Origin of the sequence: Arthrobacter sp. B1805 (assembly GCF_002929745.1) — a bacterium.
GTDB lineage: Bacteria > Actinomycetota > Actinomycetes > Actinomycetales > Micrococcaceae > Arthrobacter_D.
Window position 1 is genome coordinate 46544 of sequence record NZ_PJIQ01000013.1, and the last position, 12996, is coordinate 59539.

12 protein-coding genes are annotated in these 12996 nt (G+C 69.6%); 6 read left to right on the plus strand and 6 right to left on the minus strand.

Going from position 1 to position 12996, the window contains the following annotated elements:
• Positions 1-211: 211 nt before the first annotated feature.
• Positions 212-1132 (minus strand): ScbR family autoregulator-binding transcription factor, encoded by a 921-nt coding sequence (locus tag CXQ96_RS13930; protein WP_258059131.1) that lies wholly within the window; start codon positions 1130-1132, stop codon positions 212-214.
• Positions 1133-1152: 20 nt separating this feature from the next.
• On the opposite strand from CXQ96_RS13930, the gene CXQ96_RS13935 reads away from it, so the two are divergent.
• Together CXQ96_RS13935 and CXQ96_RS13940 are read left to right on the plus strand one after the other, a co-directional pair.
• Positions 1153-2484, plus strand: coding sequence for an AI-2E family transporter (locus CXQ96_RS13935; protein ID WP_104118620.1), 1332 nt, complete (start codon positions 1153-1155; stop codon positions 2482-2484).
• Entirely contained in the window at positions 2477-3457 is a 981-nt protein-coding gene (locus CXQ96_RS13940; protein ID WP_104118621.1) for a D-2-hydroxyacid dehydrogenase, read from the plus strand. The genes CXQ96_RS13935 and CXQ96_RS13940 overlap by 8 nt, the downstream gene beginning before the upstream one ends.
• Positions 3458-3497: 40 nt before the next feature.
• On the opposite strand, the gene CXQ96_RS13945 is transcribed toward CXQ96_RS13940, so the two are convergent.
• Positions 3498-4451, minus strand: a complete 954-nt coding sequence (locus CXQ96_RS13945) for an NAD-dependent epimerase/dehydratase family protein (protein ID WP_104118622.1) — start codon at positions 4449-4451, stop codon at positions 3498-3500.
• A gap of 129 nt (positions 4452-4580) precedes the next feature.
• On the opposite strand from CXQ96_RS13945, the gene CXQ96_RS13950 reads away from it, so the two are divergent.
• Together CXQ96_RS13950 and CXQ96_RS13955 are read left to right on the plus strand one after the other, a co-directional pair.
• The gene (locus CXQ96_RS13950) at positions 4581-5291 is read left to right on the plus strand and encodes a TetR/AcrR family transcriptional regulator (RefSeq protein ID WP_104118623.1); all 711 of its coding nucleotides are present in this window, start codon (positions 4581-4583) and stop codon (positions 5289-5291) included.
• A 99-nt stretch (positions 5292-5390) separates the two neighbouring features.
• Entirely contained in the window at positions 5391-6647 is a 1257-nt protein-coding gene (locus CXQ96_RS13955; protein WP_104118624.1) for a glycosyltransferase 87 family protein, read from the plus strand.
• Here the strand turns inward: CXQ96_RS13955 and CXQ96_RS13960 are convergent.
• Positions 6634-7479 carry an NAD-dependent epimerase/dehydratase family protein gene (locus tag CXQ96_RS13960; RefSeq protein ID WP_104118625.1) on the minus strand — a complete coding sequence of 282 codons (846 nt, stop codon included), beginning with the start codon at positions 7477-7479 and terminating at the stop codon, positions 6634-6636. The two genes, CXQ96_RS13955 and CXQ96_RS13960, sit on opposite strands and share 14 nt — an antisense overlap.
• Before the next feature lie 144 nt (positions 7480-7623).
• Between CXQ96_RS13960 and CXQ96_RS13965 the strand changes: the two genes are divergently transcribed.
• Positions 7624-8127 carry an SRPBCC family protein gene (locus tag CXQ96_RS13965; protein ID WP_104118626.1) on the plus strand — a complete coding sequence of 168 codons (504 nt, stop codon included), beginning with the start codon at positions 7624-7626 and terminating at the stop codon, positions 8125-8127.
• Here CXQ96_RS13965 and glsA read toward each other — a convergent pair.
• From glsA to CXQ96_RS13980, 3 genes are all read right to left on the minus strand, one after another.
• Complete coding sequence (gene glsA / locus CXQ96_RS13970; protein ID WP_104118627.1) at positions 8124-9938, minus strand: glutaminase A; 1815 nt, start codon at positions 9936-9938, stop codon at positions 8124-8126. The genes CXQ96_RS13965 and glsA overlap by 4 nt on opposite strands.
• Before the next feature lie 112 nt (positions 9939-10050).
• Positions 10051-10515 (minus strand): hypothetical protein, encoded by a 465-nt coding sequence (locus CXQ96_RS13975; protein ID WP_104118628.1) that lies wholly within the window; start codon positions 10513-10515, stop codon positions 10051-10053.
• A gap of 69 nt (positions 10516-10584) precedes the next feature.
• Positions 10585-12036, minus strand: a complete 1452-nt coding sequence (locus CXQ96_RS13980; protein ID WP_104118629.1) for an APC family permease — start codon at positions 12034-12036, stop codon at positions 10585-10587.
• A 187-nt stretch (positions 12037-12223) separates the two neighbouring features.
• Between CXQ96_RS13980 and CXQ96_RS13985 the strand changes: the two genes are divergently transcribed.
• Positions 12224-12895, plus strand: a complete 672-nt coding sequence (locus CXQ96_RS13985) for a pentapeptide repeat-containing protein (protein ID WP_104118630.1) — start codon at positions 12224-12226, stop codon at positions 12893-12895.
• Positions 12896-12996: the final 101 nt, after the last annotated feature.

A 12996-nucleotide genomic window follows, 5' to 3' on the forward strand; every position in this document is an offset into this window, starting at 1 on the left:
AGTCCGACGGGCGCTGTGAGATGGGGGAAACCGGCCGCCTCGTCCATCGGTGCCGGCACAGGGCGGGCGACCCGCGGACGCCGTTCGCGTCCGCGGGTGGCCCGCAGGCGGGATCCCTCGGGATCGGGCAGGGAGCTTCCCCCACGGAGCTCCTGCCACGCCGAAAAGAAGAGTATCCCCTCGCGCGCACAAAACAAACCGGACAACCGGTTTACGGGGTTTGCTCCTCGCTCAACAGCGCGACGAGGCGCGGGATGTCGTGATGTCTGTCCGCTGCCATCACTCCGGGCAGCAGCAGCTGCCACAGATCCCGCAGCCGGTCGAAGACGTCCTGCCGGCCGGTCAGGATGTTGGAGACCATCTGCACGCCGGTATAGGCACCGACGATGAGGAGGGCGAAAGCCTCCGCATCGAGGTCCGCGCGCAGATCGCCGTCCTGCTGGCCCTCCCGCGCGAGCTCGCCGAAGCGCATCGCCCAGTCCAGGTACGGCTGGCGGACATCGTGGCCGAAGGCGGAAGCCTCGAAGGTCAACCGGATGCCGGCGCGCATCACGGGGTGCTCCATGAGCTGCACGGCGAAACCACGGCAGGTGAGGATCATCGTCTCGAGAGCGGGCCGGTTGAGTGCCTGCACCCGCGCACCGTCGGCGGAGGCGATCGCGTGCTGCTCCTCGATGACAGCGACAGCGAGGTCTTCCTTGGCGGCGAAATGGAAGTAGAGCGCGCCCTTGGTCACCCCGGCGCCGGTGGCCACGGCGGCCAGCGAGGCGCCCCCGTAGCCCTGCTCCTCGAACACCCGGGCAGCAGCGCGGATGATGGCGGACCGCGTGGACCGGGCACGCTCCTGCTGTGCCATCAGGTGCTCCGGGCGGGCGGCGCGTACCCGCCGGATCCCGGCGTCGTTCCCGACACCCTCGGTTCCGGGCGACTGCGTGAGGATCCCGGGTAAGGGTCCGGCGCGGAGTATCTGCGCGCTGGTAAAGCTCGACTCATGCTCCCATTGTCCGCCAGCCTGTCCGCCAGCCTGTCCGCCAGCTTGTCCGCCCGTTTGTCCGCCCGCGCTGGTTCCCCGGCGCCATCCGGCGACGGGGTAGGGGGCGGGCAGGCACACGGAGCGCGCATGCGCGATCATGACTAGGGCAGGATGAAGAGGTGACACGCGCCCATACCGGAAAGCCCGACGACTCCACTCCTGCACCAGGACGAACGCCCCGACGAGCCAGAATTCGCGCAGCGTCCGGCGTCGTCGACCCGGGTGCAGCGCCCGAGCCGCACGGATCCTCGGTGGCGCGCCGTTTCCGGCCCCACGCCTTCGCGGACGGGTTGAGGGTCAGTGCGGTCTGGACCGCCCGCGGCATCATCGTCTTGGCAGGCCTCGTGATCCTCTGGTACGTCACGAGGGCCCTGTGGTCGATCGTGCTGCCCACGCTGTTCGCCCTGCTTCTCGCATCCGTCCTCTGGCCGGTCAACCGGTTCCTGCGCCGGGGCCTGCCAAGGGTCCTCGCCGCCATCGTCACGCTGTTCGGATTCATCGGCGCCGTCGTCGGCATCGGAGCACTCACGGTGCCGGCCATCGCGACCGGCATCACCGAGTTGTCCGGCCTGGCGCGGGACAACGTCGCGGGCCTCGCGGAATTCGCGGCCGGCCCACCGTTCAACCTGGACGGTGCGAACCTCGACGAGATCGTGGACACCGCCCTGACGCAACTGCAGTCGAACGTGGGGAACGTCGTCACGGGCATCACGACGGGCTTGAGCGAGCTGACCTCCGGAACCGTCGTCGTGCTCCTGGCGCTCGTGTTCACCTTCTTCTGCCTGAAGGACGGCGACCGCTTCCTGCCGTGGGCGGCCCGCTGGACCAATTCAGCCGCATACTCGCATGCCTCGACGATCGCCGGCGGGACCTGGAAGACGCTGTCCTCGTACATCTTCGCGCAGGCCACCGTCGCGCTCGTGGACGCCGTGTTCATCGGGCTCGGACTCGTCCTCCTCGATATCCCGCTGGCCATCCCGCTGGCCGTCCTCGTGTTCTTCTCCGCCTTCATTCCCGTGGTGGGCGCCATCGTCTCAGGCCTCGTGGCGACACTCGTGGCGTTCCTCGCGTACGGCTGGGTCACGGCCTTGATCGTGCTGGGGCTCGTGGTCCTCGTGCAGCAGCTCGAGAGCAACTTCATCCAGCCGCTGCTCGTGGGACGCACGCTGGAGATCCACCCGGCGGTCGTGCTGGCGTCCGTCACCGCCGGCGGGACCCTGTTCGGCATCATCGGGGCGTTCTTCGCCGTTCCCACGACCGCGGTGGCCATCGTGGTGCTGCGATACCTCAGGGACCAGTCGATCGAGAACCTCCCCGAGAGCGGCGTCGCCTCCGGTGATCCTGAGGCGAAGCCCGTCAGTCCCGATGATCGGGACCGGCCGCATGAGCGGGCGGACGCCGTGCCGGACGCGGGCGCGGTAGGACACCGCGCGGAGTCCCAGGATGACTAGGCGTCCGGTGGTCGCTGTGCTGGAAGGGGCACGCCCCGTGCGGGGACTCGGGCGCGTCGCGGAGCTCGCCGACATCCGGGTCACGCAGGCGGATGGACTCGCCGGGGCGCTCGACGGCGCCGACGTGCTGTACCTGTGGGACTACTTCTCCGGGGCGCTGCCTGCGGCCTGGCATGCCGCAGGCTCCCTGCGCTGGCTGCACGTAGCAGCCGCCGGAGTGGACAAGCTGCTCTTCCCGGAACTGGTGTCCTCCGACGTCACGGTGACGAACGCGCACGGGATCTTCGACCAGCCGATGGCCGAGTACGTCCTGGGGGCGGTGCTGCACGCGGCCAAGGGATTCGGGCCGTTGCGGGACCAGCAGCGCGAGGCGCAGTGGTCGTGGCGCGAGGGACGCAATATCGCGGGGACCCGCGCGATGGTCGTGGGTACGGGCAGCATCGGTCGTCATACGGCACGCCTCCTCAGGGCGGTCGGGGTGAGGGTCGAAGGGGTAGGGCGGACCGCCGCGGAGAACGACGAGGACTTCGGCCGTATCCACGCGTCGGAGAACCTGGCGCGGGTGGTGGAGGACGTCGACTGGCTGGTCCTGGTCGCGCCCCTGACCCCTGCGACCGAGAACCTCGTGAGCGCGGAGGTCATCGGCGCCATGAAGCCCTCCGCGGTCCTCATCAATGTCGGCCGCGGCCGGCTCGTGGACGAGGACGCCCTCGTGCGCCGCTTGCGGGCAGGAACACTCGGCGGCGCCGTCCTGGACACCTTCGCCGTCGAGCCGTTGCCGAAGGTGAATCCACTGTGGTCGCTGCCCTCGGTGCTCGTCACCCCGCACATGGCGAGCAACGCGGATTCCTGGCTGGACGATCTCGCGGCGCAGTTCGAGCGGAACTTCCTGCTGTGGGTCGAGGGGCGAGCGCTACCCGGCGTCGTGGACAAGGGGCTCGGGTACGTGCCGTCGGGGCACGGCCGGGCGTGACCGCCGCGGGCCGGCGCGGCAGGCGAGCGGGCAGCAGGGCCTATGCCGAGCCGCTCGGCACCGCAGCGTCGAGTTCGCTGCGCCACCACAGGAGCGTATCCGCGATCGCCGCATCCAGGGCCGTGGGCTCCAGGCCCAGCACCTGCGTGGAAGCGGTCGAATCCATCACGAACGGCAGGTCGAACTGGTAGGTCATCTCCGCCAGTTCGCGCATCGATGGGAGGACGGCGCCGAGGGCGCGGAGCGTCCAGCCCGGTGTCCCCCGGAGCTTGGGCGCCCGAACCCCTGCTGCCGCAGCGAACGCGGCCACCAGCTCGCGCTGTGTGAGGGCCGGGAGCGTAGGAGCATGCAGGATCCTGTCCCGGGTTCGCGGCAGGTCAGCGGCCGCGATCATCGCAGCGGCGAGATCGGGGATGTAGGTGAACGAGTGCGGCATGTCCGCGCTGCCGATGAGCTGGATCGGCTTGCCCTGCAGGATGGCGGGAACCATGCGCTCGCCGGCATGCGCGGTGCGCACCCGCGGACCGAAGAAGTCGGAGGCGACGACGGAGACGGTGTCCGTCGCGGAGGCGGCGCGGGCGGCCAGGAGGGCCGTGCGGACACCGCGCTTTCCGCTGTCGGCGGCCCGCTCGCTGTCCTCGGTCATGACCGTGTCCGGCCGGCTGTAGGAGTACAGGCTCTCGGGGAAGACGACGACGGCGCCCTGACGGCCTGCGGCCTCGAGCACCACTGCCTCGGCAGCGGGCAGCTCCCGCTTCCATGCTGCTTCGCTATAGGCGCTCGCATGGATGCAGTGGAAGACGGTTGCCGCCCCTGTGACGGCTGCCTCGAGGGCTGAGGCATCCGAGGCGTCCACGCGCCGTCGTTCGATCAGGGGGTGATCGGGACCACTGCCGGACCTCGTGAGGATGCGGACCGAGTCCCCCCGCGCTGCGAGCTGTTCGGCGGTGGTCCAGCCGACGGGTCCTGCTCCGGTGACTGCATAGGTGCTCATGGTGTGCCTTTCGGGAGTCGGAAGCGAGAGCAGTGCTCTCATCACCAGAGTGGACCCGCCGGACGACAAAGTCAAGAGCACTGCTCTCATTTGTTGACACTGCTCTCACTCCGATGGGAGGCTGAGGTCATGGCAGGAACACCCCGCGAACGTGCTCGCCGACGGACTCTCGACGACATCACCCGGATCGGCCGCGGCCAGCTCGGTGAGGTGGGGGCAGCCGCTCTCTCCCTCCGCGCCGTCGCCCGGGAGCTCGGCGTGGTGTCCTCCGCCGTCTACCGCTACGTCGCCGACAGGGACGAACTGCTGACGCTGCTGGTCGTCGACGCGTACACGGAGCTCGGGGACGAGGTGGACGACGCCGTGGCGACAGCGGGACCGTCGGGTGCCGACCGCTTCAGCGCACTCGCGCGGGCGGTCCGTGCCTGGGCAGTGCGCGAGCCGTCGCGCTACGCACTCCTGTACGGCAGTCCGGTTCCCGGGTACGCGGCTCCGGCCGAGAGGACGACGGCCCAGGGCACGCGCGTGGTCACGCTCCTGGCGCACATCATGGACGACGCCTGGCGATCGGGTGAGGTCAGCGCCGGTCACCGTCCTGCCCCGGCCGCTCTCGCACCGGACTACCAGGCCATCCGCGACCAACTGTCCCTGGCCCTGCCGGAATCCGTCATCGCGGCAACGGTCCAGGCATGGTCCGCACTGTTCGGTGCGGTGTCGTTCGAGGTCTTCGGGCAGTTCGGCCCGAACACCTTCGCGGACCTCGACGTCCTCTTCGAGGACACGCTCGGGCGGATTGCAGCGCAGCTCGGACTCGGCCCCAGCGACGACGGAGCGGACTGAGCCGGACGCAGCAGCACCGGAACCGGTGGGGGATTGGCGCGGGCCATCGCGCGGGTGAGAGACTTGCGGCTGCCGTCACCCGCCTACCAGGAGCCTTCCGTGCGCATCCGCCTGCCCCGTCCGGAGACCCTCGACAGTGCGCGTCCGGTCTGGTTGTTCTTCGCCCTCATTCACGCCGGCTTCCTCGCTCGGCTGCTGCCCTTCATCATCGGCGGCGGAGTGCTCAGCGACATCCGTTTCTACCGCGAGTGGGCCTACCTCGCCCTGGACGGCGGCGTCTGGCAGGGCATCGACACCGCATGGGTGTACCCCGTTGGGGCTCTTGCGCCGATGGTCGTCGCCGCGGTCCTCGGTCCGTCCCTGTACCAGCTCGCCTGGTTCGCACTCTTCGCCGGACTCAACGCCGTCGGCACGGCCGTCCTCCTCCGGCGAGGGACCCCGTCGTCGTTCACTGCCGCCTACTGGTGGCTCGCCGCCAGCGCGCTGCTCGGTCCGGTCGCCGTCGGCAGGATCGACGGACTGACGGCGCCGCTTGTCCTGGCGGCACTGCTCATCGTCGCTGCCCGCCCATTCGTCGCGTCCCTCGTGCTCAGTGCCGCGACCTGGATGAAGGTGTGGCCCGCCGCCGTCGTGCTCGCATCGCTCGTCGTCGTGCGCTCCGGCAGGCTCCGGATCCTCGGCGCCGGTCTCGCGGTCACCGCTGCATGTGCCGCCGTGGTCGCGGCCTTCGGTGACGTCCGCAACCTCACCGGGTTCCTAAGCGCCCAGGGCGCCCGCGGCATGCAGCTCGAGGCTCCGCTCAGCACGCCGGGAGTGTGGCAGGCGATCACCGGAACCTCGGGTGCCTACTTCTTCGAGGACGAGGTGATCAACACCATGGAGGTCCGCGGTGCGCTCAGTGGCGTGGTCGGGAACCTGATGACACCGCTGCTCGCCCTGACCGTCGTCCTGGTCGCCGCCTTCCTGGCCATCGCCCTCCATCGCGGCGCTGAGGCCCATGCCCTGCTTGCGACCGGGTCACTGGCCCTCGTCTGTACCCTCGTGGTCTTCAACAAGGTCGGCTCGCCGCAGTTCATGCTGTGGATCGCGGCGGTGATCGCCGGCGGACTCGTGCTCGACCGTGCGCGTGATTGGCGCTACCCCGCGCTCGCGATGCTCGCGACGGCGGGCCTGACCACCCTGGTGTACCCGGTCTTCTATGACGCGCTGCGCTACGAGCTCAACCCCGCTGTCGCCGTCCTGCTGACCCTCCGCAACCTGCTCGTCATCAGCATCTTCCTCTGGTCACTCGTGCGGCTGGCTCGCCTGACGGCGAACGCCCGCGTGCCGGCGGCGGTTCCCCCTACGGGTGCCTGACTCCCTGCCCGGCGAGAACCGCCCGGTAGCCCTCGCGGTAGGTCGGGTACGCGAAGGAGAACCCCGTGGATCGCAGCAGGCTGCTGTCCACGCGGCGCGCGCCGCCGCGGGTCGACGCCGTCCCACCGCGCGGCGGTTCGGGCAGGTCGAGCTCGCGCGCGAGGAACTGCAGCACCTCGCCGAGGTCCACGGGTAGCCGGTCGCTGCCGAGATAGATCGGCGCCGGGTCGTCGACGTCCATGACCAGGTGGACGATCGCGCCCGCGGCGTCGTCGCGATGGATGCGGTTCGTCCACTGCGGTTCGGTGGGAAGGACGGCTGTCCCGCCGGTGACCTGATCGATCAGTCGAGTGCGTCCCGGGCCGTAGATCCCCGAGAGCCGGAGGACGATCGCGCGGTCGGAGCGGCCGAGGAGCAGCTGCTCGGCCTCGCGGATGAGCCGCGCCGTCGGGGCGGCGCTCTCCGCCGGTGACTGCTCGGTGACCCAGCCCCCGTCGAAATCCCCGTACACCGCCGTGGAGGACACGAAGAGAAGACGGCGGGGGCGGACCCCGTCGCGTTCCAGGGCGTCCAGGACGTTGCGCGTGGCATCGACGTACGCGCTCCGGTATGCCGCTTCGCTGCGATCCGCGGCGGCGGTAGCGACAACGACGACGTCAGTGTCCCTGGGGATCGGCGGCAGCGCCCGGGTCAGGTCGGCGGACACTCCTTCGATGGCGTCCGGCAACCGGTCCGCCGATCGGCGCCACCCGACGACGCGCTCGCCGCGTGCGGCGAGTCGAAGGCCCACCTCGGTTCCGAGATCGCCGCAGCCCGCTATGAGCACCGTCATCGTCCATCCGTCCTTCCCCCGGCCGCCTGTTCCGGCGGCCCACCCGTCGCAAGTCTAGGTGCGCGGCGTCCCCGGGCCGGCGGCCGTAGACTGGCCCGCGGCGGAACCCGATGCAGGGAAGCGCGGACGACGGTGAGGGGGACCATGGAACGCGTGAGGGCGGTCTCGGACAGCGTGGTGATCGGACGCCCGCCGCAGGTGCTCTACGCCATGGTCAGTGACATCACGAGAATGGGCGAGTGGAGCCCGGAGAACAGGGGAGGGGTGCTCGCCCGGGGCGGGGGCGTGTCCGTCGGAGCGGTCTTCGACGGCGCCAACAGACGCGGTCGCGTCAGGTGGACGACACGCTGCACCGTGACGGCGGCGTATCCCGGCCGCGAGTTCGCCTTCCGCGTGCATGCCATCGGAGGCACGAGGCACCTGCTTCCCGCGCGCATCGCAACCTGGCGATACACCTTCGCGGAGCACGAGGGCGGGACCCTCGTGACGGAGTCGTGGACGGACGATCGCCCCTGGGCGGACGGCGTCGCCCGGGCCTTCGACTACGTCGCCACCGGCGGAACGACCTTCGCTGCGTTCCAGCGCGGCAACATCCGCCGGACGCTGCGGAACCTCAAGGCGGCGGCCGAGGCCGACGCCGCGCGCTAGTCGCGGATCCGCACGGCCGTCTCCCGCAGGTACAGGTCCACCCGCGTGTAGGCGTCCCGCGTCAGCGCCTTCCACAGTTCGACGGCGAGCCGCGGATCCTCCTTCTCGAGCGTCCGGATGGCCTGCGCGGTCAGCACCATCACATGGACGTCCTCCAACGCCTTGACCGTGGTCTCCTGCCGGTCGTCGCTGCCGAGCGCGAGTTCCCCGAAGGTCATGCCTGCACTCAGGGTGGTCAGCTTGAGGCGCTCGCCGGTGGGCCCGGGAACCGATGTGACGATCTTCCCCGAGAGGATGAAGTACACCCCGCCGAACGGTTGCCCGACGCGTCGCACCACGTGTCCCTTCTCGTAGGTGCGATCCTCCATGCGGGCGGTCAGGGCCTCGACGTCGTCGTCCGTGAGGGGTGCCAGCGCAGGGCACTGCGCCACCTCCACTTGCGATGGGAGGAGGAGGTCGGCGCCGTACCGGGTGATGAGTTCGTTCTCGCACCATTCAACGGCGGCGGTGCGGGTGTCGAAGGTGGGAACGGGCCGGTCGACCTCCTTGAACGTCTCCGCAAGGGTGCCCTCGCCGTCGATGAGCACCAGGTCGCGGTCCACCTTCGAGAGGTTCTCCCGCACCTCGCCGAGCAGGCGGAGGGAGACATCCGCGACCTCGTCGACGCGCCGCATGTCGAGGATCACGAAATCGACGTCGTCGTCCAGCCCGCTGAGTTCGCGCACCATCGATTCGGTGCCGGCGAAGAGGAGGTCGCCGTTGAGTTCGATGACCATCGCGCGGTGCCCGTGGTCGCGGAGCACGTCCATGGCCTCGTCGGTCCTGCGGATGCCGGACGGCGCGGCCGTGATGTCGTAGGTCGCCCTGATCGCCGAGCGGCCGGCGCGTGCCGCCCGGACGAAGTGGAGTTCCATGTCGCGCGACAGCCGCTGGCTCGTGGCCATGCCGCGCACGCTGCTGCCGTGCTCGTCGAGTGGCGGCGAATAGACGGCGAGGCCTACCTGGCCGGGCAGGACGGCGATCGTGCCGCCGCCCACTCCGCTCTTGGCGGGCATGCCCACGGTGCTGATCCAGGAGCCTGCGTCGTCGTACATCCCGCACGTGGTCATCACGGACAGGACCCTCTCCACCGCTAGCAAATCCATGGCCTCCACGCCGGTCAGGGGGTTCCGGCCGGAGTTGGCGAGCGTCGCCGCCATGATGGACAGGTCGATGCAGTTGACCATGACGGAGCACTGGCGGAAATAGTCCTCGATGACCGGCGTCGGATCGTCCTCGATGATGTCGAAGGACCGCAGGAGGTAGGCGAGGGCGCGGTTGCGGTGGCCGTGCTCCAGTTCGGAGCGGAAGATCTGCTCGTCCACGCCCAGTTGCCGGCCCGCGAACTGGGAGTACGTGGTCAGGATGCGCTTGAAGCGTGAGTTGCCGCGCCGCGACTGGACGAGCGATGTCGCGGTCAGCGCGCCCGCGTTGATCATCGCGTTCGACGGCCGTCCGCTGCCAGGCGCGAGCGAGATCTCGTTGAACGAATCACCGGAGGGCTCGACGTCCACCTTCGCGTCGACGGCCTCCATGCCCAGGTCCGCCAGTGCCAGCCCGTAGGTGAAGGGCTTCGAGATCGACTGGATCGTGAATTCCTCCCGTGTGTCGCCGACCTCGTACATGTAGCCGTCCACCGTGGTGAGGCAGATGCCGAAGTTGTCGGGATCGACGTTCGCCATGGCGGGGATGGTGCTGTACGGCTTTCCGGCCCTGAGGTCGGAGATCTCCCGGTGGATGGTCCTCAGGTAGCTTTCGATCGGCGATTCCATGCTGTCCACCCTACGGGCAGGCACTCCGCTGTCGGGCTCGTGCCTCTCCCGAGAGTGCCTCTGCCGAACGTGCCTCTCCCAGCGGTGCCGAGGGCGACGCCCTGCGCGCCGACTAGGAGGTCTGCCGGGTGCGGCGCAGCGACAGGAGGGCGAGCTGCCCCACGGCCGCAGCGCCGCCGAGGAAGATCAGCGGCGGGCCTGCTGCCACCGTGTAGCTGAACCACGGCGGCCCCTGGTAACTCGTGCTCGCAGGTCCCACGGAGATGACGTTCTCCATGTAGGCCTGCTCGTGGAGCGCCGGCGCCCACAGGAAGTACACCCCGAGCGCCAGGGAGACTCCGGCGACGATCCACAACCACACGTCATAGGGATTCCTCGCTCCTGCCTGCGGTGGAGGCACGGCGCCGTCGCCGACTTCGCGGATCACCGCCGGAGCGGACGGGGTCGGCGGAGTCTCGGGCGCGTACGGCAGGGGAGGGGGCGGTGGCGCTGGTGACGCCGCCGCTGTGCTCCCGCCACGCTGGTAGATGCCGTCGAAGCGCGGATCGTACGTGTCCTGCACCCGGTCGCCGCTCATCGGTCTTCCTCCCCCTGGACTGACGAATGACCCCAGTAAAGCACGGCTCCGGTCGTGAACGGACGTGCGTCAGCGGCGATCGGACAGCTCGGCGAGGAGCCGCTCCTCGGCGTCGTGCCCCGGCGCGATGCCGCGCGGGATCCGGAGCAGGAAGACGATCCCGAGCACCCACCACAGGCCGAAGAGTATCCACGGTGGAGGCGTGAGCGCTGCCGGCATACCGGGGAGGTACAGGCTCAGCAGGCCCACGCAGAGGACGACGGCGATCCAGCCGATCACGGTTCCGCCGTTCCCCGCTCCGCCGATGCGCAGCGGACGCTCCATCGCCGGTTCCCGCCGGCGCAGGATGACGAAGACGAGGGACACGAGGATGTAGGCGAGGACGATGCTCGGTGCGCCGGAATCGACGAGCCAGCCGAGCATCTGCGTGCCGAAGAACGGCGCCGCGAAGGAGAGCGCGCCGATGAAGATGAGGGCGTTGACCGGAGTCCGGTACCGCGGGTGCAGCACCCCGAACCAGCGCGGGAGCATCCCCGAGCGCGACATCGAGTACATGAGTCGGGACGCACCGAGGAGCAGGGAGTTCCAGGAGGTGAGGATGCCCGCGATCCCGCCCGCGATCAGGACCTTCGCCATGATGTCGGACCCGAACATGGTGCCCATGGCATCTGCGGTAGCGATGTCCGCAGTGGCGAGTTCGCCGGCGGGCATCGCCGACGACGTCGTCAGGATCGTCATCACGTACCAGATGGTCGCGAGGATGACGGCGACGACGACGAGCCTGCCGATCTGCCGGGCCGGGATGTTCACCTCCTCCGCGGACTGCGGAATCACGTCGAAGCCGACGAAAAGGAACGGCACCACGACCAGGACGGCGAAGAAGCCCGCTGAGCCACCCGTGAGGAACGGCTGCATGTTGGACACCGACCCGCCGGTGACGCTGCCGAGGACGAGGACGAGCCCGATGACGAGCAGGAAGACGACGACGAAGGTCTGCGCGGCGCCGGCGATCTTGACGCCGCGGATGTTGACCAGGGTGATGACGACTGCTGCGACTGCGCCCACGAGCGCCCAGGTCAGGTGCACCTGATCGCCTGCGACCGTCCAGAGCGGTATGTGGCTGAGGTTCGGGAAGATGTACTCGGCGGTCCTGGGGAGGGCCACGGCCTCGAAGGCGACGATCGTGACGTAGCCCCCGGTGATCGCCCAGGAACCGACGAAGGACCAGCGGGGTCCCATGCCCCTGAGGAGGAAGTTGTGTTCGCCGCCCGCCTTGGGCATGGCGGCCGTGAGCTCGGCGTAGGTCAGACCGACGACCCCCATGATGACACCGCCCGTGACCATGGCCAGCACGGCGCCTCCGGTACCCGCCGAGGCGATCCACCCGCCCGTGAGCACCACCCACCCGAAACCGATCATCGCGCCGAAACCGAGGGCGAGCGCGTCCCAATTGCCGAGCACCCTCAGGAGCGAGGCGTCCTGTCCGCTCGTCGTGTCTGCTGTCCTGTCCGGTGTCGGCATCGCGAGTCGTCCTCCTTCGGTGGCCCGTGCTGTTCCGGCGCCGGCCGATGGCTGGTGGCGGCGTCCGGAGACGGGGTTGATCCACTGTAGGGGATCGATCGTTCCGGGTGAATGGTTGTGACACCGCTGGATGGTTGGATGGGAGCGGCTGCAGGAGGTGTAGCCGGGACGACGATCGGACGACGGAATGCCACCGAGAACCAGGCGTAGCGCCACGAATGCTCCTCGCCTCTCCCTCAGGGCACCGCAGGGGGTCACGCGCGTCGAGGAGCCGGGCCTGCTGGACGGCGACCATCGCGAGGGTGAGCACTACGGACGGCTCAGACTGGACGGCGAGGACCTGGCAGGCATCACGCTGCAGGAGTGCGTGCTGGAGGGCGTATCGCTCAACGACACGGAACTGCGTGGCGCACGCTTCATCGAGTGCGCCATCCAGGACCTCTTCGCTCCGGTGCTCCGCGCGCCCCGGAGCAGCTGGCGCGAGACGTCCCTGCGCAGCACCCGCTGGGGATCGGCGGAGTTGTACGACAGCCGATTCGACGGCGTCCATCTCGACGGCGGAAAGCTCGACTACGTCAATCTCCGCAGTTCCCACCTGACCGACGTCCTCGTCAGCGGCTGCATCATCGGGGAACTGGACCTCACGGGCGTGCGGGCGACGCGCGTCGCGCTGCAGGACTGCACCATCGGCGCCCTCACGCTCGACGGCGCCCAGCTCAAGGACGCCGACCTGCGGACTAGCAGCTTCCGCAGCATCAGCGGGCTCGACGGGCTGCGCGGCGCCACGATCGACGAGCACCAGCTGCAGCTCCTGGCTCCGTTCCTGGCCGAGAGCATGGGCCTGCGCATCGAGGGGTGAGCCGGCGGGCGCTGCTCACGGCGTCGGTGTTGGAATGAGCGCGGTCGACGGCGCCGGTGCGACGCCCTGCGACGGCTGGTCGACGCCGCACGGTCACTCGT